The sequence below is a fragment of the Brevibacterium sp. Mu109 genome, assembly GCF_900169375.1.
Taxonomy (GTDB): Bacteria; Actinomycetota; Actinomycetes; order Actinomycetales; family Brevibacteriaceae; genus Brevibacterium; species Brevibacterium yomogidense_A.
In genome coordinates this window covers 27,917-50,236 of record NZ_FXZF01000011.1, presented here as the reverse complement: position 1 = coordinate 50,236, position 22,320 = coordinate 27,917, and the positions used below count along the sequence as shown (strand labels likewise).

Here is a 22,320-nt window from a genome sequence, read left to right as displayed (position 1 = left end):
GCGGTTCGAGCGGCTGTCGTCCGCCGATACGATGGACGCCATGCGCACCTCCTTCGGCGTCTTGGGCGCCGCCGCTGCACTCGTCCTCGCAGGCTGCTCGTCGGCGCCACCGGACGGGGAGGGCGACGAATCGCCGGAGCCGACGGGGGCCTCGGCGGCGGGGGCTGCTGCAGGCGACCCGGGCGAGCACGCGACCGCGGATTCGGAGGCACCTCCGGCGGACGGCGTGACGGACGAGGATGTCGAGGCGGCAGCCGACATCGTCGCGGACATGGATGACGACGAGCTCGTCGGGTCCGTCGTGATGCTCACCTACAACGGCACGGACGTCGACGCGGCTGCGGACGTCGTGAGCGAACGGCACCTCGCCGGAGCGATCGTCATGGGCTACAACCTCTCCGACGGCGCAGGTGCGGACGAGGTGCGCGGAGTGACCGACGCCCTCGCGGCCGCCGCGGGCGATCGCGGATGGCCCGTCGCGATCGGCGTCGATCAGGAGGGCGGTCCCGTCGCTCGGCTCGACGACGCGGCGATCGAGTTCCCGCCGCTCATGGCGGCCGGAGCAGCCGACGACGCGGACATCACGCGCGCTGCGATCGAGGCACAGGGCGCCGACCTGCGGAACCTGGGTTTCACTGCTGACTTCGCCCCCGTCGCGGACCTCACCATCGGAGCCGACGACCCGGTCATCAACCTGCGCTCTCCCGGCGACGATCCGGAGCGGGTCTCCGAGGTCGTCGACGCCGCAGTGAGCGGATACACCGCGACCGGACTGGCCTCGTCCGCCAAGCACTTCCCGGGCCACGGAGCGCTCACAGTGGACTCGCACGAAGACCTCCCCGTCTCCGAGGACTCCCTCGACGAGCTCGCCGGAGACAGCTTCGAGCCGTTCCGCACCGCGACGGAGGCCGGAGCGCCGATGGTCCTCGTCGGCCACATCGGCCTGCCCGGGGCGGAGGACGTGCCGGGCACTCTCAACCCCGACGTCTACGACGCGCTGCGCGAGGACGTGGGCTTCGACGGCGTCGCCGTCACGGACGCGCTCAACATGGGTGCGGTGACGGAGGAGTCGGGGCAGGAGACCGTCAAGGCGATCGCGGCCGGCGCGGATCTGGCACTCATGCCGCCGGACTCCGGTGAGGCCGTGGCGGCACTGTCGGAGGCTCTGGAGAGCGGCGATCTGCCGCGCGAGCGAATCGTCGAGGCCGCGACACATGTCGTCGCGATGCAGCTCTGGCAGGCGCGGATCGGCGCTGTCGGCGGCACTGGCGGTGAGGGTGCCGGCGGTGAGGGCGCAGCGGGTGAGAGCGCAGAGTCGGACGAGGACGCGTCCGCCGCTGCGGATGGTGCGCTCACCGATCTGGCCGACGCCTCCCTCACAGTGCTGGCGGGCGAGTGCAGCGTCGAGGAGCCCACGGATGCGGTGACCGTGACCGGTGGGTCCGACGCCGCGCGCGCTGCCTTCACGGAGGCGGCGGAGGACGCGGGGATGACCGTCGGCGAGGGCGGCACGACCGTGAGCCTGGGAGCCGGGGAGGGCGCTGCGGGCGCGGACGTCGTCGTCGGCACGACCGGCCCGTGGAATGCCGAGGACGCGGGTGCCGACACGATCGTCGAGGTCTACGACGACAATCCGCACGCGCTGGCAGCCGTCGCGAAGTACCTCACGGGGGACCTGGAGGCGGCCGGCTCCTCGCCCGTCGAGCTCTCCGTCGATGCGCCCGACTGCGCCGCGGGCTGAGTGTCAGGCGCTGAGCGTCACTTCTGCGGCGGGTGCACCGTCTCGTCGTCGGCTGTGCCGGTGGCGACCGGGCGCGCGGTGTCGTTCGACCACGCTGACCAGCTGCCGGGGAAGAGCGCCGCCTCGACGCCGATGCTCGCCAGCGCCAGCACCGTGTGCGACGCACTCACACCGGAACCGCAGTACGCGCCGATGGTGGGAGGTGCGGGTCCGTCTGGATTCGTCACGTCTGGCGTGTCCGCGATACTCGGTCCGCCGACAGCTCGGTAGTACTCCGTGAGCTCATCGGGGGAGCGGAAGCGCCCGTCCGCCGTGTTGCCCCCGGCCGGTGCGTTGAGCGCGCCCGGGATGTGCCCTGCCTGCGGATCCAGGGGCTCCGTGCGTCCCTCGAACCGCTCGGGCGCGCGGGCGTCCAGCAGGACCCCGCTGCCGGAGCCGGCCAGCGCCTCGGCCTCGTCCGCAGTGAGCGACGGCATCGATCCGGGTCGGATGACGAAGAGGCCGCCCGCGCCCGAGGTGCCGGCTGAGTCGGAAGCCGCCGCCGGGTCAGCTTCCTGCGGCAGGCCGGTCTCCTCCGGCAGGTCTGCAGCCCGCCACGCGGACCAGCCGCCGTCCAGGACGCGGACGTCGCTGTGTCCGGCCCAGCGCAGCATCCACCAGGCGCGTGCGGCGCCCTGACCTGCGACATCGTCATAGACGACGACGGGAGTGTCGGCGCGGACTCCCCAGGATCGGACGGTCGCCTCGAACTGGTCCGCGCTCGGCAGCGGGTGCCGACCCCTCGTCGGATCAGCGGACGAGTGGTCGGACAGCTCGGTGTCCAGCGCGACGTACCGGGCGCTCGGGATGTGTCCGGAGGCGAAGTCCTCACGGCCATCGGGCTGTGTGAGGGTCCACCGGACGTCGAGGAGGACGGGAGCGGGAGTGGCATCGGCCCGGAGCATGCCCGCCAGCTCATCGACGGTGATGAGGACACTGCTGCGCGTATCGGTCATGGATGGATCCCTTCGCTCAGAGGCACAGTGTGGGCAGAGGCTCAGCCGGCAGCCACGGGCTGGGTGAGGAGGACGACGTGGTCCTCGCCCACGCGGGTGAAGACGAGGGTGGCGGAGTCGCCGGCGGGCAGCTTGAGCTGACGACGGACCTGGTCCGGCACGATGTCCGCCCCGCGCTTCTTGATGACGACGCGACCGATCCCGCGATCCACGAGCGCACGCCGCAGCGCCTTGATGCCCGCCGGGAGCACATCGACGATGCGGTAGCTCGCCACGGCGGAGGCGGCGGTGCCCTCCGGGAGCCGATCGCCGGTCAGGTAGGCGATCGGTCCGCTCACCCGACGCATGCCCAGGGGACCGCACAGCGCTGTGACGAGACCCGCACGGATGATTGCGCCATCGGGCTCGAACAGGTACTCGCCCAGGTCTCCGATCCCGTCCTCGTCGTCGGCGGGCAGCTCGGACTCGTGGATCTGGAGGGCGCCCTGCGGCCCGTGCACCAGCGCATTGCGGCCCGGACGGTTGCGGACCTCACCGTGGTAGAGCGCGACTTCGACGACGTCTCCGTCTTCGGACACCCACTGGGCCTCCCAGCCGTCGGGGATGAGCGCGTGGTCGAGAGCGGGACCCAGCTTGATGCCGACGCTGGGCACGGTCTCCGCCACGGAGAACGCCCAGGTGAGGCTGGGGGAGAAGGATTCGGGGTCGACGAGCCGGCGCGAGGCGGTGGTCCTCCCATCACCCGTGCGCCGAGCGGGATCCATCCAGACGGCGTCGAAGCGCTGCAGGTCCGCCTCTTCGGCGAGGCCCTGCGTCACGGACACGGTGTCGAGCGCCTTGAGGTTGTAGGCGGCCAGTGCCGCGGTGACGGAGTCCGCGTCGAGAGCCTCGACGCGGGTCGCACCGCCCATCCCCGCGAATGCCATCGAATCGGCGCCCAGCCCGCACCCCAGATCGGCGACGATCTCCGGTGCCGTGGCGAGCATCCGACGGGAGTGGTGCGCGGCGACGGACAGCCGCGTCGCCTGGGCGAGGCCGTCGCGGGTGAAGAGCATGGAGGCGGCGAACGGGCCGAACTTCGCCTTGGCCTCGGTCCGCAGCTGCGCCTGGTTGAGGAGTTCGGACGCCAGGTCCGGGCTCATCCCGTCCTTCCGCAGGCGCGAGGCGATCGCGAGCTCGTCCGACGGCCGGTACTCGATCGACTCGAGCAGCGCGAGCGCCGCGGGATCCAGGAGCTGTGCGAGAACGGACTCATCCATGCGGTTCACCCTAGTGGGTGCGGGCGACACCACCACGCGTCCGCACTGGTGTTCCCGTGCACGTCCACTAGTGTGAAACACATGACGACTCTCCTCAGCGCCCGCGACGTCCGCGTCCTCGCCGACGGGCTGGGTCTGAGGCCCACGAAGCAGCGGGGACAGAACTTCGTCATCGACCCGAACACCGTGCGGATGATCGTCGGCGCCGCGCAGCTCGACGGACCGCAGACGGTGGTGGAGATCGGCCCCGGACTGGGCTCGCTCACCCTGGGGCTGCTGGATGCGGGTCATCGGGTCGTCGCCGTGGAGATCGACGAACTGCTCGCCTCCCGCCTGCCGGAGACCGTCCACCGGTTCGCCTCGGACGTCTTCGAGGCGGCCGGCCGCTCGGATGGTTCGGATGACCCTGTGGGCTCAGAGACCACAGAGACCGCAGAGACCACAGACGCCTCAGAGACTACAGAGAACCCTGGGTCCGGATCCGCTGGGCCCTTCGCGCTCGTGCAGGCCGACGCGATGCGCGTCACCGAACTGCCAGACCACCTGGGGGAGCCCACCGCGCTCGTCGCGAACCTCCCGTACAACGTCGCGGTCCCCGTCCTCCTCCACTTCCTCGCGACCTTCCCGACCATCAGGCAGGTGCTCGTCATGGTCCAGGCCGAGGTCGCCGATCGGCTGGCCGCCCCTCCCGGATCCCGCACGTACGGCGTCCCCAGCGTCAAGGCGCAGTGGTACGGCACGGTCGAGCGCGCGGCGGACGTCGGGAAGAACGTGTTCTGGCCGGCCCCGAACGTGGGCTCCGGGCTCGTGCGCATCACGCGCCGTGACACGCCGCGGACCGGCGACCGGGACGCGGTCTTCGCCGTCGTCGACGCGGCCTTCGCCCAGCGTCGCAAGACCCTGCGCTCCGCTCTGTCCGGGTGGGCGGGCTCCGCCGCCGCCGCCGAGGCCGCACTCACCCGCGCGGGCATCGATCACCGCGCGCGCGGCGAGACGCTCACCGTCGACGACTTCGCAGCGATCGCCGAGGCCGCGGTATGAGTGCCCCACGCAGACTCCACCCCTCCGTCACGGCGCGCGCGTACGGGAAGATCAACCTCCACCTGGGGGTGGGGGATCCGGGCCCGGACGGCTACCACGCACTTGTCACGGTCTTCGAGGCTCTGAGCACTCCGGAGACCGTCACGATCGAGCTGGCCCAGGAGGACTCCGTCGCGGTCACGGGTCGTCGGGCCAGCGAGGGCATCCCCCTCGATGAGAGGAACCTGGCCCTCGCCGCGGTCATCGCCTTCCGTGAGCGGACGGGATGGGGCGGAAACGTCGCGATCACGATCGACAAGCAGGTGCCGGTCGCCGGCGGGATGGGCGGCGGATCCGCGGATGCCGCCGCAGCGCTCGTCGCCGTCGCGAAGCTGGCGGGCTTCGACGACCGCGCGGTGCTCGAGGAGATCGCCGCCACGCTCGGAGCCGACGTCCCCTTCGCGCTGCACGGCGGAGTCGCCCTGGGCCGAGGCCGCGGAGACGACCTGACCCGGGTCCTGTCCCAGGGCACGCACCACTGGGTGCTCGCGACATCGACGGGGAAGCTGTCGACCCCGGACGTCTACCGGCGGGTGGACGAGCTGCGCGAACAGGAGGCGACAGGCGGCTCCGGCTCCACTGACACAGATGGTTCCACTGACACGGACGGCTCCGCTGCACGACTGGCAGAGCCCACTGAGGTCCTCGCGGCGCTCGCCTCCGGTGATGTGGAGGCTCTTGCCGCGCATGTCCACAACGACATGACGGATGCAGCCGTCTCCCTGCTGCCGGACATCGCGCACGTCATGGACGAGGGTCGGCGAGCGGGTGCGCACGCCGTGCTGCTGTCCGGTTCGGGCCCGACGGTCGGCTTCCTCGCGCAGAACGCGACGCACGCGCTCGAACTGGCCGTGCTGCTGGAGGCATCGCGCGGTGTGCGGGAGGTCGTGCGGACGACCGGACCCGCTCGCGGCGCCCACATCGTGGAGTGAGGTGCGTGGCGCCTCGGCGTCATTCGACCGGATCAACGACAGCGAACCCCAGCTGTTCGGCCACGCGCGACATGTTCGCATCATGCGTGGCGACAGTGACGTGCCCTGCACCGATGCGTCGGGCTGAGGCGAGGTGCAGTGCGTCGAGCGTCTTGATGTGAGGACGGATCGCCGCGGCCTCGACGAGCAGCGCATCGTCGAGACGCAGAAGCAGAAGCCGGTCGATGAACTCCTCTGCCCATGTGATCGGCAGGGATTCGCGGCGGAGGACTCGCGTCATCTCCAGTTCCAGGAGCCGCGACGAGACCATGCGTGCACCCTGATCGCGCATGTCATTGAACCAGTCGATGGCGGACGTGCTGTGCCCGAGCACGATCCTCAGCGCGACTGACGAGTCCAGATAGTACGGAGTCGGCTCGTCAGAGGCTGGCATCTCGTCAGAGGCCGGCATCGCTGTTGGTCTCCTCGATCAGCTCGTCGACGCTGCGGGACACGGACACGGGTGCGCGATGCTCGATCCGCGGATGCTCGCGACGGGGTGGGGCGGCGAGCCCTGCCGCGAAGAGTGCTTCGATCGGGCTGTCGGCGGAGTCCGGTTCCGGGACGAGTCGCAGGACGACCCGGCCGCGGTTCGTGATGCGCACGACTTCACCCTGCTCGATCGCTTCTCGTGCGACCGCGGAGACCCTCTGGTTGAACTCGGTCATCGTGATCGTCTTCATGGAGTGATTCTAGTACATCCATGCTAGATCGAACAGGACTGGAAAATCGTGCGCAGCGGTGCATCACCCCTGGGCCGCGAACGCGTCCTCGACGGCGTGCGCGAAGGCGAGGAGTGAGGGGTACTCGGCGTCCGGAGTGATGCTCATGCGGGGATCGGGCGTCGCACCCCAGCCGGGACGATCGTGGCGGCGGTTGATCCAGACGCCCGGCAGTCCGATCGCCTTCGCGGGCACATGGTCGTGGAACAGCGACTGGGCGACGTGCAGCAGACGGCCTGTCAGCCCGAGGTCCGCGGCGCGATCCGCCAGCGCGGCGAAGTTCGCCGGGTCCGGTTTGTATGAGCCGATGTCCTCCGCAGTCAGGATCTCGTCGAAGTCGACGACGAGCCGTCGGTTCGAGGCAGCGAACCCGGCCCGGTCCACGTTCGACAGGATGATCAGCCGGTAGTGCCGCTGCAGGATCGTCAGCGCCTCGACCGAATCGTCGAAGGCCGGCCAGCCGGGCACGGAGGTGCCCAGCGCCTCGGCATCCGCATCCGCGACGGGGAAACCGAGCGAGCCGCCTGTCCGACGGAAGGCCTCGCGCAGGGCATCGGGGTAGAGGATCGTCGGTGTCTCGCGCAGAACCGCCGCCTCATTCTCCGCATACGCGACGAGCACTTCCTCATCCGTGAGCGCAGGGTCGTGGCGCCGTGCCCACGGACCGATGACGGCGGCGATGCCGGCCTCCCAATCGATGAGGGTGCCGTAGCAGTCGAAGCTCAGGGCCCCGAACGCTGTGAGGTCGAGAGCGCTGAGGTCGAGAGCAGTGAGATCGCGGGGCATGGGCGACTCCTTCGTCGTTGTGGGCTGTTCCGTCGTGCTGACCGTGGGCTGCTGTACTGACGCCGCTCACAGCCTATGACGCGTCCCGTCGCCTGCGGACGAGTAGGCTGGAGGCCGCTCCACACCACCTGCGAAAGGACCCCTGTGCACCTGCTCGGCGCAGAGACGATCAGCCTCAGCTATCCCAACCGGACGATCCTCGACGAGCTGACGATCGGTGTGGACGCGGGCGATCGGATCGGCATCGTCGGTCGCAACGGTGACGGCAAGTCCACGCTCGTGACGATCCTCGCGGGCCTGCGCGAACCCGATTCCGGCCGCGTGACCCGCCGCCGCGACGTGACGACCGGGTACCTGCATCAGGCGGACGACTTCGCGCCCGGCGCATCGATCCGCGAGGCGGTGGTCGGCGACGCCGCCGACCACGAATGGGCGGCCGTCCCCCGTATCCGCGACGTCATGTCGGGACTCCTGGGCGACCTCGACCTCGAGGCCCCCGTCGACGGACTCTCCGGCGGGCAGCGACGCCGCGTCGCGCTCGCCGCCCTGCTCGCGGGTGACCACGACGTGCTGTTCCTCGATGAGCCGACGAACCACCTGGACGTCGAGGGCATCGCGTGGCTCGCACGGCACCTCAGGAACCGCTGGTCAGCGGGCCAGGGGGCCGTCCTGGTCGTCACGCACGATCGGTGGTTCCTCGACGAAGTCACGACCCAGACCTGGGAGGTCCACGACGGCACCGTCGACCAGTACGAGGGCGGGTACGCCGCGTACGTCCTCCAGCGGCTCGAGCGCCGCCGCCTCGCAGACCAGGCGGAGGCGAAGAGGCAGAACCTCATGCGCAAGGAGCTCGCGTGGCTGCGCCGCGGAGCGCCCGCCCGCACCTCGAAGCCCAAGTTCCGCATCGATGCGGCCAATGCGCTCATCGCGGACGTCCCGCCGGTGCGCAACTCGGTCGAGCTCGTCGGCATGGCGACCTCGCGACTGGGCAAGGACGTCTTCGAACTCACCGATGTGGGTGTGGACTATCCCGGGAAGACGGTCCTCGACGGCATCGACTGGATCGTCGGACCCGGAGACCGCATCGGGATCCTCGGTCGCAACGGCGCCGGCAAGTCGACGCTGGCGGGCCTGCTCACGGGCGATGTCGATCCCACACGGGGCCGGGTGAAGAAGGGGAAGACGGTCTCCGTCGCGGTCCTCGACCAGCAGCTGCGGGACCTCGAGCCGCTCATGGGCGAGTTCGTTCGCGAACTCCTGGGTCGGAAGAAGACCGAGTACAAGACGGCGGGCGGCGATCTGACACCCGGCCAGCTCGCGGAGAAGCTGGGACTGGGCGATGTGCTCGCCAACCGGGTGAAGGACCTGTCCGGCGGCCAGCGGCGTCGCCTGCAGTTCCTGCTGACCTTGCTGGACGAGCCGAACGTCCTCATCCTCGATGAGCCCACGAACGACATGGACACGGACATGCTCGCTGCGATGGAGGACCTCCTCGACACCTGGGCCGGCACACTGCTGGTCATCTCGCACGACCGCTACTTCATGGAGCGCGTGACCGACGATCAGTTCGCCGTCCGCGGGGCCGGGGTCCGGCACCTGCCAGGCGGGATCGACGAGTACCTCAGGCTGTCCGCGGCGCAGGACGCGGCTGAGGCCGCGACGCGGGCCGCCGGTGGCGCCGCGGCAGGCGGATCCGCGACCGAGGCCCTGTCCGGCTCCCGCTCGGGGGCTCCGGCTGCCGGTTCGGCAGGGTCGGCGGGGTCAGCAGGGTCGGCGGGCCAGAGCGCGGCGGGGACCGGGACCTCGGGCGCGGGCTCCGGGATGTCCAACGCGCAGCGTCGTGCCGCGCAGAAGGAATTGTCCGCCCTGGAGCGGAAGATGGGGAAGCTGCAGCGCGGCGTCGATGACGTGCACGCACGGATGGCGGCCCACGATCAGAGCGATTTCTCGGGCCTTGCGTCGCTCACGCAGGAGCAGCAGGGGTACGAGGCGGAGCTCGCCGACCTCGAGGAGCGCTGGCTGGAGCTCACGGACGAGCTGGACTGAGGCCTGGACTGAGGCTCAGCTCGCCTGCCCCTGTCAAGAAGCAGTCTGCTTCGCGGCCTCGACGAAGCGGCGGATCAGCGCGTGGTCCTTCGTGCCCCGGTGCGCTTCGACGCCGCTGGAGACGTCGACGCCCCAGGGACGCGCGGTCGCGATGGCGCCTGCAACGGTGTCCGGGCTGAGTCCGCCGGCCAGCAGCCAGCGACCGTGGGGCCGTTCGGCGAGCATCCCGAGGTCCCATGTCGTGCCGGAGCCCGGGGTGCTCGAATCCAGGAGCAGCGCGTCCTCGCCGTACGCGCCCACGGCGGTGGGTCCGCGATCCGCGGACGTCGCGCGCCAGATCTCCAGTCCGTCGACCTCGACGGCGCGGCGGGTGTCGCTGTGTGAGTAGCCGTGGAGCTGCAGGACGTCGACGCCGATCGCCTCTGCCGCCGCGATCGCCTCGTCGATGCCCAGATCGTGCACGACCGCGACGGTCGTGAGCGGCTTCGCCGACGGTCCCACGGCCTCCGCGTGCGCGACGAGGCTCCGCGCGTGCTCGACCGACACCGCTCGCACGCTGGTGCTGCTCAGCACGACGCCCATGGCATCGGCCCCCGCGTCACGCACGGCGTCGACGTCGCCCACAGTTCTCAGACCACAGATCTTCACGTACACGGGGCGATCCTATCGGTGGGGAGAAGCAGAAGGCGCCGGGACCTTCGTGGTGAAGGTGCCCGGCGCCTCGGCGTCGATGTGGGGGTGCCCTGCGGCAGTGGCAGTGGCAGTGGCAGCGGTCAGTAGGTCAGTGGGTCAGCTGGCGGCCTGGTCGTGGGCCAGCTGCTCTGCGGAGGCCTGCGGATCGGCCAGTGCCGCGCGGCCCTGAGTGGCGCTGCGCAGGTTCTCTCCCGACTTCTCGAACTCGTCGACGACGCGCTGGTTCGCGGCCCCGAGCTCGCAGACGAAAGCGGTGTGGGTCTGGACCTCGGAGTCATCGGCGGGCTCGAACGCGGCCTCGTACTGAGCGGCGAGCTGACGGTAGAAGTCCGCCATGAGCTGCGCGGACTTGTCCGTGTGGTAGATCGAGATGCGGCGGCGGTCAGCGGAGTCGCGTTCGCGGATGAGGTAGCCGGCGCGGACGAGGCGCTCGAGGATCGAGGTGAGGGTCGACGCGGACAGCGACAGCCCGCGGGCGATGTAGCCCGGCGTCGCCGTCTCCTGGTCGTCGCCCAGCGCGATCACGGACTGGACGACGTGGAAGTCGATCAGATTGAGGCCGTGCGTGTGCGCGAACTGCGCCGCGGCGGTCCTGGAGACCATCGTCTGCACCTGATTCGCGTGGATGAGCTCCACGATGGACAGGCGGGGTGAGGGGGCGTTCGCGGCCGTCTGCTCGGGGAACAGTTGAGTCCGGAGGTGTTCAGGAAGCATGGGCCCGAGTCTAGTTCACAACGATTGTGTTTCGATTGGGGGAGCGAGTGCGAGAATCCGGTGAATTCAGTCCGAATCCGTGGAAGATGATGCCTTGGAATGACGGCCCACCACCGATGTCGTCGGCGGATGCCGCACGCGCGCGCGGGTGTGTATATATGAGGCCGTCCTCGGACTCATGGAGAGTGAGAAACCAGTGAAGCGAAAGCATCTTGCATCGGCCACGGCGCTGATGGCGGCGGGCGTACTCGCGCTGAGCGCGTGCGGTGAAGCACCGGAGGAGTCGGGCAGCGGCGGCGGCGAAGGCGGCGACGGCACCGACTACCTGGGCTGCATCGTCTCCGACGCGGGCGGGTGGGACGACAAGTCCTTCAACCAGTCCGCTGCGGAGGGCCTCGAGATGGCAGTCGAGGAACTGGGGATCGAAGAGGCTCGTGCGGAATCGCAGAGCGACTCGGACTTCTCGCCCAACGTCGACAGCATGGTCGGCCAGGGATGCAACATGACGATGGGCGTCGGCTTCCTCCTCGAGGACTCGATCCAGCAGGCCGCAGAGGCCAACCCGGACATGCACTTCGGCCTCATCGACTCGACGTTCTCCGATGCGGACGGCAACACGACCGAGCTGGAGAACGGCAAGCCGATCATCTTCAACACGGCGGAGGCCTCGTTCCTCGCCGGCTACCTCGCGGCGGGCATGTCGGAGACCGGTACGGTCGCCACGTTCGGCGGCATCCAGATCCCGTCGGTGACGATCTTCATGGACGGCTTCGCCGACGGCGTCGACGAGTACAACGCGGACAACGACGAAGACGTCTCGCTGCTCGGCTGGGACAAGGAATCGCAGGAGGGCTCTTTCTCCGGCGACTTCGACAACCAGAGCCAGGGCCAGGCGCTCACGGAGCAGTTCATGTCCCAGGACGCGGACATCATCATGCCGGTCGCGGGCCCCGTCGGCCTCGGTGCGGCATCGGCCGCGCAGGACGAAGAGGGCACCAAGATCATCTGGGTGGACTCGGACGGCTATGAGTCGACCGACTACGGCGACATCATCCTCACCTCGGTCATGAAGGAGATCTCCAACGCGGTCAAGGACACGATCGCGGAGGACGTGAACGGGAACTTCTCCGCAGAGCCGTACGTCGGCACGCTGGAGAACGAGGGCGTCGGCCTGGCTCCCTACCACGACTTCGAGGGCGAGGTCCCGGAGGAGCTCGATTCGAAGGTCCAGGAGCTGCGCGAGCAGATCATCTCCGGTGAGCTGACGGTCGAGAGCCCCAGCTCGCCCTGACCCCACCAGGGGCCTTCAACGGGTCCCGGCGGTGCGCCGTCACCCGCCCCGGCCTTCGGTTAGGCTGTGGCCGCGGGTGACGACGACTGCCGGGGCCCGTCACCATCCTCCGCCCCGTGTTCCCACTCCAGGAGAATCCGCACGTGAAGCTCGAACTCAGAGGAATCACCAAGCGATTCGGCTCGTTCACCGCCAACGACTCGATCGACCTCGTCGTCGAACCAGGTGAGATCCATGCGCTGCTGGGGGAGAACGGAGCGGGCAAGTCCACTCTCATGAACACCCTCTACGGCCTCTACGCGCCGGAGGAGGGAGAGATCCTCATCGACGACCGCCCGATGACATTCAGCGGTCCCGGCGACGCGGTGGCCGCCGGCATCGGCATGGTCCACCAGCACTTCATGCTGGTCCCCGTCTTCACCGTCGCGGAATCGGTGGCCCTGGGCTATGAGCCCACCAAGAGCGGCGCACTCCTGGACCTCGGCGAAGCCCGGCGGAAGGTCACGGAGATCTCCGCGCGCTTCGGCTTCCACATCGACCCCGACGCGGTCATCGAGGACCTGCCGGTGGGTGCGCAGCAGCGCGTCGAGATCATCAAGGCACTGTCCCGAGACGCGAAGATCCTCATCCTCGACGAGCCCACCGCCGTGCTCACACCGCAGGAGACGGACGAGCTGATCGAGATCATGCGCCAGCTCAAGGCGGGCGGCACGTCGATCGTCTTCATCACGCACAAGCTGCGCGAGGTCCGCGCCATCGCAGACGGGATCACCGTCATCCGCCGCGGCAAGGTGGTGGGCGAGGCCTCGCCCGAATCCAGCGAATCGGAGCTGGCGGGGCTCATGGTGGGCCGCGACGTCCACCTCACGACGGACAAGACGGACGCGGACCCGGGCGAGGCCACGTTCTCCGTGCGCGGGCTCACCGTCGTGGACAAGTCGGAGTCCGTCGTCGTCTCCGATGTGAGCCTCGACGTGCGACGGGGCGAGATCCTCGCGATCGCGGGTGTGGACGGCAACGGCCAGTCCGAGCTGGCGGAGGCGATCGTGGGCCTCGTCGAACCGCGCAGCGGCACGATCTCCCTGGACGGGGACGACCTCGCGGGCCTGTCTGTGAAGGAGCGCCTGCGCAAGGGGATCGGCTTCGTGCCGGAGGACCGGTCGACCGACGGGGTCATCGGCACGTTCACGATCAGCGAGAACATGATCCTCGACCTCTACGACCAGGCCCCGTACGCCACGGGCATGTCGATGCAGCCGGCCGTCGTGCGGTCGGAGGGGGAGAAGAAGGTCGGCGAGTTCGACATCCGCCTCACCTCGATCGACGATCCCATCTCCACACTGTCCGGGGGCAACCAGCAGAAGGTCGTGCTGTCCCGCGAACTGGGCCGTCCGCTGCGTCTGCTCATCGCCAGCCAGCCCACCCGCGGCCTGGACGTCGGCTCGATCGAGTTCGTCCACAAGCGCATCATCGCCGAGCGCGACTCCGGCACACCCTGCGTCATCGTCTCCACGGAGCTCGACGAGGTGTTCAACATCGCCGACCGCATCGCCGTGATGTACCGCGGGCGGGTCGTCGGCATCGTTCCGGCCGGCACGCCGCGCGATGTCCTGGGCCTCATGATGGCGGGGGTGCCGGAGGACGAAGCGCTGGCCCGCGTCGAGGACGGCTCCGCCGCGACGGAGATCTCAGCTTCCGAGGAGGACCCGGCATGAGCGAGAAGACTGCGACCGGGCAGCCGGTGCCCGCTGCTCCGGAAGAAGCAGCCGCGCCCGAGGCCCCCAGGCCGACCCTGCTGAGGGACATCCTCTCGGGATCCTGGATGGTCTCCGTGCTGTCGATCTTCGTGGGTCTGCTCGCCGGGGCCGTGCTCATCGCCGCGGCGGACCCGGACGTGCAGTCGACGCTGGGGTACTTCTTCTCCCGGCCCACCGACCTCCTCGTGAGCGTGTGGCGGACGGTGAGCGAGGCCTACCTCGCACTGTTCCGCGGTGCGGTCTTCGACTGGGAGGCCCAGTCGTTCGTGCGCGCGGTGCGTCCCTTCACGGAGTCACTCGTCGCCTCGACCCCGCTCATCCTCGCCGGACTGGGCATCGCACTGGGCTTCCGCTCCGGGCTCTTCAACATCGGTGGTCAGGGACAGGTCATCCTGGGCGCGATCTTCGCCGGCTTCATCGGCTACTGGCTCACCCTGCCGCTGGGCCTCCACATGCTCATCGCGATCGTCGCGGGCATCGTCGGCGGTGCGATCTGGGGCGGCATCGCCGGTGCGCTCAAGGCGCGTACGGGCGCCAACGAGGTGATCGTCACGATCATGCTCAACTCGATCGCCGGCTACCTCATCGCGTACCTGCTCAAGCAGGAGTGGTTCCGCCAGACCGGTTCCGCGAACCCGCAGTCGCGCGTCGTCGACGAATCAGCGGCGCTCTTCCCGCTGCTGCCGGACCCGTTCCGGCTGAACGCAGGCTTCCTCGTCGCCGTCGTCGCCACCGTGTTCGTGTGGTGGCTGCTCGAGCGATCGACTCTGGGCTTCGAGTTCCGCGCCGTGGGCGAGAACCCGAACGCAGCGCGCACAGCAGGCATCTCCGTGGGACGTGTCACCCTCGTCGCCATGATGATCGCGGGCGCTCTGGCGGGCCTCGCGGGTGCGGCGCAGGTGCTGGGCACGGAGCAGAAGCTCACGATGGGCATCGGCGGCTCACTGGGCTTCGACGCGATCACCGTCGCCCTGCTGGGCAGGTCCCGGCCGGTCGGCACGTTCCTCGCCGGCCTGCTGTTCGGCGCGTTCAAGGCCGGCGGGTACACCATGCAGGCGCAGACGGGCACGCCGATCGACATCATCCTCGTCGTCCAGTCCGTCATCGTCCTCCTCATCGCGGCGCCGCCCCTGGTCCGCGCGATCTTCAGACTGCCAGCACCGGTTGGGAAGGGAGCCCGATGAGCACCTCGACCGAAACCCACATCCTGTCGAAGCCGGGCGGTCAGCCCGCACTGCGTGCGCGCATCGACTGGAAGTTCCCCATCGTCTACGGAGCGCTCGCGCTCCTCACCCTGCTGCTCTTCGGCTTCTTCGGCGGCGCGGCGGGCAAGAGCACGACCTTCTCCGTCTCCGCGAGCACCGACCTGTTCGGGATCCGCCCGCTCACCGTGTCGTCGATGGCGACCTCCGTCGCCGTCGGCATCGTGCTCGTCGCCATGGCTGCGGTCGCCACGTGGCTCGCGACGAAGCGGGAGAAGATCGGGATGTGGTTCCCGGTCCTCTTCGGCGTCCTCTTCCTCTTCGCCTTCCTGACGTGGGCGGGTGCGGACACCGGACGCATCCCGGTCACACCGCTGCTGGCCGGCGCCCTCGCGCTGTCCGTGCCGCTCATCTTCGGTGCGATGTGCGGTCTCGTCGGCGAGCGCTCCGGTGTCATCAACATCGCCATCGAGGGACAGCTGCTGGCAGGCGCGTTCCTCGCCGCCGTCGTCGCGTCGGCCGTGAAGAACCCCTACGCGGGACTCATCGCAGCCCCCTTCGCCGGTGCTCTCGTCGCCGTCGTCCTGTCATTCTTCGCGATCCGCTACTGGGTCGACCAGATCATCATCGGCGTCGTGCTGAACGTGCTCGTCGTCGGGCTCACGAACTTCCTCTTCTCCACGGTGCTCACGCAGAACCCGGAGATGTGGAACGCCCGCCAGCAGCTGCCGGTCATCCCGATCCCGCTGCTGGCCGACCTTCCCGTCCTGGGGCCGGTCCTGTTCCGCCAGTCGATCCTGGTCTACCTGATGTACGTCGTCGTCGCGGTGCTCTATGTGGCGCTCTTCCACTCGAAGTGGGGCCTGCGCACACGCGCGATCGGTGAGCACCCCAAGGCCGCCGACACGGTCGGCATCCCCGTCAACCGCAACCGCGTCATCAACGTGCTCATCGCCGGCGGCATCGCCGGACTGGGCGGCGCCTTCTTCACCGTGGGCTCCGGTCTCGCCTTCGGCAAGGAGATGTCCGCAGGGCAGGGCTTCATCGCACTGGCCGCGATGATCCTCGGCAAGTGGAATCCGCTGGGGGCGGTCTTCGCCGCGCTCCTCTTCGGCTTCGCGCGGAATCTCGGCAACACACTCTCGACGATGGGCACGCCGGTCCCCAGTGATCTGCTGCTCATGCTCCCGTACATCGTGACGATCTTCGCGGTCGCAGGCTTCGTCGGCCGCGTGCGCGCACCGGCCGCGAACGGCAGGGCCTATGCCAAGCAGTGAGGTGCCGAGCAGTGAGGCCGCAGCGCCCGGCCACGACGTGACGTGGGACGACCTGCGGCTGCTGGCGAGGGCTGCCATGGCCCACGCGTACGTGCCGTACTCGCGCTACCCGGTGGGGGCGGCGGCACTCGTGGACGACGGACGTGTGGTCACCGGATGCAACGTGGAGAACGCGTCGTACGGTCTGGGGCTGTGCGCGGAGTGCGGTCTCGTGTCCGAGCTCGCGCGCACCGGCGGCGGCAGGCTGCTCGCCTTCGCCTGCGTGGACGGCCGGGGAGAGCGGCTCGTGCCGTGCGGACGGTGCAGGCAGCTGCTCTACGAATTCGGAGGACCGGGCCTCCTGCTCGCCATGCCGGGAGGGGTCCAGCCCATGTCCGTGGTCCTGCCAGATGCGTTCGGCCCTGACCACCTGCGATAACCACCCGATCACAACTGCTCCCGCATCCTGGTGGGACGACTGCCGAAGGCCTAGGCTGACGGGCACAGCTTCGACGGAAGGACAGTCATGGTCGAGCGTTTCGATGCAGTGGACATCATCAGGATCAAGCGCGACGGGGGCACTCTGAGCCCCGAGCAGATCGATTGGGTGCTGGACGCCTACACGCGAGGAGGCGTGGGCGACGAGCAGATGGCGGCTCTAGCGATGGCGATCCGGATCCGCGGGATGGGCCCCCGGGAGACACGGCAGTGGACCCGCGCGATGATCGCCTCCGGCGAGCGCATGGACTTCGGGACGCTGTCGAAGCCCACCGCGGACAAGCACTCCACCGGCGGGGTGGGTGACAAGATCACGCTGCCGCTCGCACCGCTCGTCGCGGTCTTCGGGGTCGCCGTCCCGCAGCTGTCGGGACGCGGACTCGGACACACGGGCGGCACCCTCGACAAGCTGGAATCGATCCCCGGCTGGCGGGCGGACCTCACGAACGAGGAGATCCACGCGCAGCTCGAAGAACCGGGCGCGGTCATCTGCGCGGCGGGCACCGAACTGGCTCGGGCGGACAAGAAGCTCTACGCGCTGCGCGACATCACGGCCACCGTCGATTCGATCCCGCTCATCGCCTCGTCGATCATGGCGAAGAAGATCGCGGAGGGCACCGGGACGCTGGTGCTCGACGTCAAGGTGGGATCCGGTGCGTTCATGAAGCGGTTCCCCGACGCGCAGGAACTCGCGCGCACGATGGTGGAGCTCGGCACCGCTGCGGGTGTGCGCACGTCCGCGCTCATCACCGACATGTCCGCGCCCCTGGGCCGCACCGTCGGCAATGCCCTGGAGGTGCGCGAATCGCTCGAGGTGCTCGCCGGCGGCGGGCCCACCGATGTCGTGGAGCTGACCGTTGAGCTCGCACGGGAGATGGTGTCCCGCGCAGGGCAGGGCGAGCCCGACGTCGCCGCCGCGCTCCACGACGGGCGCGCGCTGGACATGTGGAAGCGGATGATCTCCGCGCAGGGCGGCGACCCCGACGCGCCTCTGCCGACCGCACGGGAGCGCCAGTACGTGCGGGCGACGAAGTCCGGCGTCATCACGGAGATGGACGCACTGCGCGTGGGCTACGCCTCCTGGCGACTGGGCGCGGGCCGTGCCTACAAGGGCGACACGATCCAGGCGGGCGCGGGCATCGAGATCCACAAGACCGTGGGCGAGGCGATCGTCGAGGGGGAACCCCTCTTCACCCTCCACACGGACGACCCGGAGCGATTCGAGCGCGCTGTCGACGTGCTCGACGGCGCGACGGTCGTCGACGGGAACGCGGCGCAGAGTCGCAGCTCCGTGATCCTCGATCGTGTGAGCTGATCCGCGTGCGATGATGACTCGCACGAATCCCCGTTCCATCCCCCACGTCGCACACTGAAGCGCTCCCGAGGAGACACGATGACCCACGCCGCCACCGCAGCGGAGCTCGCCGCCCGCATCGACCACACCCTGCTCAAGCCGGAGTCCTCCTCCGCGGACTTCGCGGGCCTCGTCGCCGATGCCCGGGAGCTGGGAGTGCTCGCCGTGTGCGTGTCACCGTCCGCGCTGCCGCTCGCGGACACGGGCGAACTCGTCGTCGCCACGGTGTGCGGGTTCCCCTCCGGTGCCGTGCAGAGCGACGTCAAGGCCGCCGAAGCCGGGCGCGCCGTGGCCGACGGTGCCCGGGAGATCGACATGGTCGTGAACCTGGGCCTCGTCAAGGACGGTGCGTGGGACCTGTTCGAGGCGGACGTCCGAGGGGTCGTGGGTGCAGTAGCCGCAGCCGCACGCGAACTGGGGCTGCCCGAGGCGGACGGTCCCGAGGCCGCGGCGAAGGGTGCCGCGATCGTCAAGGTCATCCTCGAGTCCGCTGCGCTCACGGACGACGAGGTCGTCGAGGCCTGCCGCAGGTCCGAGGCCGCGGGTGCGCACTACGTGAAGACATCGACGGGCTTCCACCCGTCGGGCGGAGCGAGCGCCCACGCCGTCGCCCTCATGCGCGAAACGGTCGGGGACCGGCTGGGTGTCAAGGCCTCCGGCGGGATCCGCACGCTCGAAGCGGCGCAGCGGATGCTCGAAGCAGGTGCGTCCCGCCTGGGTCTCTCCGGTTCGAAGGTCATCCTCGACCAGCTGGCGGGCTGAACCCCCGCGCAGGGTCACCGGAGCAGGTTCACCCCGAGCGCGGCGAGTACGCCGAAGCCGACGCCCCAGAGGGTGATCCCGACGATCTGCCAGGCGATGACCGCGTTCCTGCTGGCACCGAAGCCCACCATCATCGCGGACGTGATCTGGCTCGGCAGGACCCACTGCCCCAGCAGGCTCACACCGGGGACGCCGAACCGATCGAAGGCCCGCTTGACCTTCTCCTTCTTGCGGGACCGCGTCTCCGCGCGCTCGGGGTCGGCTTCGGCCGGCTCGCCCCTCGCCGCGCGGACGGCGACGGCCTTCCGCCGTCCCGCGTCCGCCAGCACGACGAGGACGAACATGCACACGGCGTTGCCGACGATCGCCGCGAGGATCGCGATGGGTGCGGGGACCCCGACCAGCACGCCGATCGCGGATCCCAGGTACGACTCGACGAACGGGATCGCACCGATGAGCATGACTCCGAGCCATTGCAGCGCTGCGGGCAGTGATGAGGTGAAGTCGACGAGCTGGTCCACGGGGTCTCCCAGGGGTGGAAAGCGGATTTTTCGTGTCAAGCGTGCTTTACCATGCGATCGTGTGTCAAGTATGCTTTCCACATGGACAGTCGGATCCGCGAGCTGAGGGCGGAGCGGGGCCTCTCGCAGCAGGCGCTCGCCACTGAGGTCGGAGTGTCGCGGCAGACGATCAACTCTCTGGAGAAGGGGCGCTACGACCCCTCGCTCAAGCTGGCGGTGCATCTGGCGCGCTACTTCGGGGAGACGGTGGAGGAGGTCTTCGATGTCGACGAATGATCGATCAGCGCATGAGCGACCGGGCGGACGCCGTCGAACGCTGGAGCGATTCCGCGTGTCACCGATCAACGCCGTCTTCACACTGCTGTTCCTCACAGCCAGCGTGCTCTTCTTCCTCTACGACACATGGCTGACAGGGGCGGTCTTCCTCGTCGCCGCTGTGTGCCAGTACGCGTTCGCCGTGTTCACCCGCCGTGGACGCTCGGGGTCCGACCTGTGGCGGATGAGCGTGTTCGAGCCCAGCGACGAGCGCGACCGGGCCATCCTCAGGACCGCGTCCGCCTTCGTCGCGTATGTCGCGGCGACCGGCAGCATGGTCGCATTCGTGGCAGCGCTGCTGTTCTTTCGCTCCGAGGGAGTACTCGTGGTCTACCTCGCGCTCCAGGCGATGGCGATCAATCTCCTGTGGGCCCTCAGCATCTGGGTCGTGGCCCGGCGCAGCTGAGGGCTCGGCGTGCGTGAGTGCCTGCGCAACCTGAGTTTCAGAGCCGGAAGAAGGCGCGCAGGTCTGCGGCCATCACCGTGAGGCGACCGCCTGCGGCGTCCCAGGCCGGACCCACGAGTGCATGGGGATCCGCCCGTGCCGGGTCCTTCGCGGCGAGCTCCGGATCCACGTGCTCGACGTCCTCGACCGCTTCGAGATAGCACTTGAGCTTGGGCTCCGTCCCCGACGGCCTCACGATCGTCCGGTCGCCCGTCTGTGTGAGCACGACGATCCCGTTCGTGGGCGCGAGATCGCCGTATCCCAGAGTCATATCGACGACCTCGGTGACAGGTGACCCGCCCAGCTCCGTCGGAGGGTTCGCACGCAGCGCCGCCATGGCCTCGGCGATGAGGGCGGTGTCCTCAAGACGGAACGTGAGCGGCTGGGTGCGGAAGACGCCGTCGGTCGCGCGGATGCGGGCGAGTTCGTCCGGGATCGTCCGGCCGGCGGCGCGCAGACGTGACGCGTAGGCGGCGAACAGCAGTGCGGCGCTGATCCCGTCCTTGTCGCGGACCGTGTCCGGATCCACGCAGTAGCCCAGGGCCTCCTCGTATCCGTAGACGATGCCCGGGACGCGGGAGATCCATTTGAAGCCGGTGAGCGTCGGTGTGTGCGCGATCCCGTGCCGTTCCGCCAGTGCAGCGAGTGCGCGCGAGGACACGACGGAGCTCGCGAAGACCGGACGCTGGTCCTGGTCTGAGTCCACGGGTGACTCCTCGGCCGAGTCCACGGCAGTTTCGTCCGACGGCGCCTCGGCCTCGGCGAGTCGGAGGGCGACGGCCTCGCCCAGGAGGAGGCCGACCTCGTCGCCGGACAGCTGGTACCAGCCCGAACCGTCGGGGGAGGGGACGGCGGCGGACAGGCGGTCCGCATCCGGGTCGTTCGCCAGGATGAGGTCCGCGGTCACGTCGTCCGCCAGGGCGGTCGCCTCATCGAGGGCGCCGTCCTCCTCCGGGTTGGGGAACGCGACGGTCGGGAAGTCCGGATCGGGGTCCCGCTGGGACTCCACGGGGAGGACGTCGGCGAATCCGGCCTTCTCCAGGCCGCGGGCGAGCGTCGTCGCGCCGACACCGTGCAGCGCCGTCGTGACGATGCGCAGCGCACCGCGCGGGTCTGCGACGGCTGCGAGGCGTGCGAGCGACTCGAGGTAGGCGGTGACGACCTCCGACCCCAGCGACTCCCAGCCGGAGCCCGCGCGCGGGACGGAGGCGACGGCCTCGACGGCGGCGATGCGGTCGGCGATGAGCTCATCGGCCGGTGGCACGATCTGTGCGCCGGTGCCGTGGGCGGCCGGCTCCGGTCCGTCCAGAGCGGTGAGCGGGCGGGTGCCCAGGTAGACCTTGTAGCCGTTGTCGCGGGGAGGGTTGTGAGAAGCGGTGACCATGACCCCGGCATCGGCGTCGAGATGCTGGACGGCGAACGCGAGGACGGGCGTGGGCAGCTTCGCCGGCAGCAGCAGGGCGCGGCCGCCCGCAGCGGTGACGACGGAGGCGGTGTCACGCGCGAAGTCGGCGGACCCGTAGCGGGCGTCGCAGCCGATGACGACGGTGAACGGCTTCGAGTCTGCAGCACCGGAGGCCGCGTCAGCACCGGAGCCTGCGTCGCCGCCCTGCGTGTGCTCGGCGAGGAACGCGGAGAGCCCCGCCGCCGCACGGATCACGACGGCTCGATTCATCCGGTGGGGGCCCGCGGCGATCTCACCGCGCAGACCGGCCGTGCCGAACTCCAGCGGTCCGGAGAACCTGTCAGAGAGGTCCGCGAGCGCCTCGGCGGAGGCGGGTCCGGCCTCGGCCGTCGCGGCCTCGAGCAGCTCGCTCAGCTCCGCGCGGGTGACGGGGTCCGGATCATCGGCGATCCAGGCGCGGACGATGTCCGCATCGAAACCGGACGTGAAGCCGCTGGCGACGCGCAC

At 69.6% G+C, this 22,320-nt stretch carries 22 protein-coding genes; 13 read left to right on the top strand and 9 right to left on the bottom strand.

The genetic code is table 11. The annotated features are described in order from the left end of the window. Positions 1-40: 40 nt before the first annotated feature. Positions 41-1,741 carry a glycoside hydrolase family 3 N-terminal domain-containing protein gene (locus BSP109_RS08375; RefSeq protein WP_101600062.1) on the top strand — a complete coding sequence of 567 codons (1,701 nt, stop codon included), beginning with the start codon at positions 41-43 and terminating at the stop codon, positions 1,739-1,741. 17 nt (positions 1,742-1,758) lie between these two features. Here BSP109_RS08375 and BSP109_RS08370 read toward each other — a convergent pair whose 3' ends face one another. Beyond that, a complete protein-coding gene (locus tag BSP109_RS08370; RefSeq protein ID WP_101600015.1) occupies positions 1,759-2,736 on the bottom strand; it encodes a sulfurtransferase in 978 nt (325 codons plus the stop codon). Between the two features lie 41 nt (positions 2,737-2,777). After that, entirely contained in the window at positions 2,778-3,995 is a 1,218-nt protein-coding gene (locus BSP109_RS08365) for a class I SAM-dependent methyltransferase (protein WP_101600014.1), read from the bottom strand. An 81-nt stretch (positions 3,996-4,076) separates the two neighbouring features. Here BSP109_RS08365 and BSP109_RS08360 point away from each other — a divergent pair, with 81 nt between their 5' ends. After that, positions 4,077-5,036, top strand: a complete 960-nt coding sequence (locus BSP109_RS08360) for an rRNA adenine dimethyltransferase family protein (RefSeq protein ID WP_101600013.1) — start codon at positions 4,077-4,079, stop codon at positions 5,034-5,036. Continuing rightward, the gene (locus tag BSP109_RS08355; protein WP_087005176.1) at positions 5,033-6,007 is read left to right on the top strand and encodes a 4-(cytidine 5'-diphospho)-2-C-methyl-D-erythritol kinase; all 975 of its coding nucleotides are present in this window, start codon (positions 5,033-5,035) and stop codon (positions 6,005-6,007) included. The genes BSP109_RS08360 and BSP109_RS08355 overlap by 4 nt, the downstream gene beginning before the upstream one ends. Positions 6,008-6,026: 19 nt before the next feature. Here the strand turns inward: BSP109_RS08355 and BSP109_RS08350 are convergent, their stop codons facing one another. The 3 genes from BSP109_RS08350 to BSP109_RS08340 form a co-directional block, all read right to left on the bottom strand. After that, complete coding sequence (locus tag BSP109_RS08350) at positions 6,027-6,458, bottom strand: PIN domain-containing protein (RefSeq protein ID WP_257944607.1); 432 nt, start codon at positions 6,456-6,458, stop codon at positions 6,027-6,029. After that, positions 6,445-6,729 carry a type II toxin-antitoxin system Phd/YefM family antitoxin gene (locus BSP109_RS08345; RefSeq protein ID WP_087005173.1) on the bottom strand — a complete coding sequence of 95 codons (285 nt, stop codon included), beginning with the start codon at positions 6,727-6,729 and terminating at the stop codon, positions 6,445-6,447. Before BSP109_RS08345 ends, BSP109_RS08350 begins: the two co-directional genes overlap by 14 nt. Before the next feature lie 63 nt (positions 6,730-6,792). Continuing rightward, positions 6,793-7,554, bottom strand: a complete 762-nt coding sequence (locus tag BSP109_RS08340) for an HAD family hydrolase (RefSeq protein ID WP_101600012.1) — start codon at positions 7,552-7,554, stop codon at positions 6,793-6,795. A 144-nt stretch (positions 7,555-7,698) separates the two neighbouring features. Between BSP109_RS08340 and BSP109_RS08335 the strand changes: the two genes are divergently transcribed. Next, entirely contained in the window at positions 7,699-9,600 is a 1,902-nt protein-coding gene (locus tag BSP109_RS08335) for an ABC-F family ATP-binding cassette domain-containing protein (RefSeq protein WP_101600011.1), read from the top strand. Positions 9,601-9,633: 33 nt separating this feature from the next. On the opposite strand, the gene BSP109_RS08330 is transcribed toward BSP109_RS08335, so the two are convergent. After that, positions 9,634-10,254, bottom strand: a complete 621-nt coding sequence (locus tag BSP109_RS08330; protein ID WP_087005164.1) for a phosphoribosylanthranilate isomerase — start codon at positions 10,252-10,254, stop codon at positions 9,634-9,636. Between the two features lie 135 nt (positions 10,255-10,389). Further along, positions 10,390-11,007: a MarR family winged helix-turn-helix transcriptional regulator gene (locus BSP109_RS08325; protein WP_101600010.1), complete on the bottom strand. Its 618-nt coding sequence runs from the start codon at positions 11,005-11,007 to the stop codon at positions 10,390-10,392. Positions 11,008-11,203: 196 nt separating this feature from the next. On the opposite strand from BSP109_RS08325, the gene BSP109_RS08320 reads away from it, so the two are divergent. From BSP109_RS08320 to deoC, 7 genes are all read left to right on the top strand, one after another. After that, entirely contained in the window at positions 11,204-12,298 is a 1,095-nt protein-coding gene (locus BSP109_RS08320; RefSeq protein ID WP_257944606.1) for a BMP family protein, read from the top strand. A 143-nt stretch (positions 12,299-12,441) separates the two neighbouring features. Further along, positions 12,442-14,013 (top strand): ABC transporter ATP-binding protein, encoded by a 1,572-nt coding sequence (locus BSP109_RS08315; RefSeq protein ID WP_101600008.1) that lies wholly within the window; start codon positions 12,442-12,444, stop codon positions 14,011-14,013. Next, the gene (locus BSP109_RS08310) at positions 14,010-15,239 is read left to right on the top strand and encodes an ABC transporter permease (protein WP_101600007.1); all 1,230 of its coding nucleotides are present in this window, start codon (positions 14,010-14,012) and stop codon (positions 15,237-15,239) included. Before BSP109_RS08315 ends, BSP109_RS08310 begins: the two co-directional genes overlap by 4 nt. Further along, positions 15,236-16,534 carry an ABC transporter permease gene (locus BSP109_RS08305; RefSeq protein WP_101600006.1) on the top strand — a complete coding sequence of 433 codons (1,299 nt, stop codon included), beginning with the start codon at positions 15,236-15,238 and terminating at the stop codon, positions 16,532-16,534. Before BSP109_RS08310 ends, BSP109_RS08305 begins: the two co-directional genes overlap by 4 nt. Further along, a complete protein-coding gene (locus tag BSP109_RS08300) occupies positions 16,521-16,952 on the top strand; it encodes a cytidine deaminase (RefSeq protein WP_101600005.1) in 432 nt (143 codons plus the stop codon). Before BSP109_RS08305 ends, BSP109_RS08300 begins: the two co-directional genes overlap by 14 nt. 87 nt (positions 16,953-17,039) lie before the next feature. After that, positions 17,040-18,326 (top strand): thymidine phosphorylase, encoded by a 1,287-nt coding sequence (locus tag BSP109_RS08295; protein ID WP_101600004.1) that lies wholly within the window; start codon positions 17,040-17,042, stop codon positions 18,324-18,326. Between the two features lie 78 nt (positions 18,327-18,404). Continuing rightward, on the top strand, positions 18,405-19,127 hold the full coding sequence (gene deoC / locus BSP109_RS08290) for a deoxyribose-phosphate aldolase (RefSeq protein WP_101600003.1): 723 nt from the start codon (positions 18,405-18,407) through the stop codon (positions 19,125-19,127). 14 nt (positions 19,128-19,141) lie between these two features. Here deoC and BSP109_RS08285 read toward each other — a convergent pair whose 3' ends face one another. After that, on the bottom strand, positions 19,142-19,648 hold the full coding sequence (locus tag BSP109_RS08285) for a hypothetical protein (RefSeq protein WP_101600002.1): 507 nt from the start codon (positions 19,646-19,648) through the stop codon (positions 19,142-19,144). Between the two features lie 81 nt (positions 19,649-19,729). Between BSP109_RS08285 and BSP109_RS08280 the strand changes: the two genes are divergently transcribed. Then, entirely contained in the window at positions 19,730-19,924 is a 195-nt protein-coding gene (locus BSP109_RS08280) for a helix-turn-helix transcriptional regulator (RefSeq protein WP_101600060.1), read from the top strand. Continuing rightward, positions 19,911-20,369 carry a hypothetical protein gene (locus tag BSP109_RS08275; protein ID WP_101600001.1) on the top strand — a complete coding sequence of 153 codons (459 nt, stop codon included), beginning with the start codon at positions 19,911-19,913 and terminating at the stop codon, positions 20,367-20,369. Before BSP109_RS08280 ends, BSP109_RS08275 begins: the two co-directional genes overlap by 14 nt. A 37-nt stretch (positions 20,370-20,406) precedes the next feature. Here the strand turns inward: BSP109_RS08275 and BSP109_RS08270 are convergent, their stop codons facing one another. Continuing rightward, the gene (locus tag BSP109_RS08270) at positions 20,407-22,320 is read right to left on the bottom strand and encodes a phospho-sugar mutase (RefSeq protein WP_101600000.1); all 1,914 of its coding nucleotides are present in this window, start codon (positions 22,318-22,320) and stop codon (positions 20,407-20,409) included.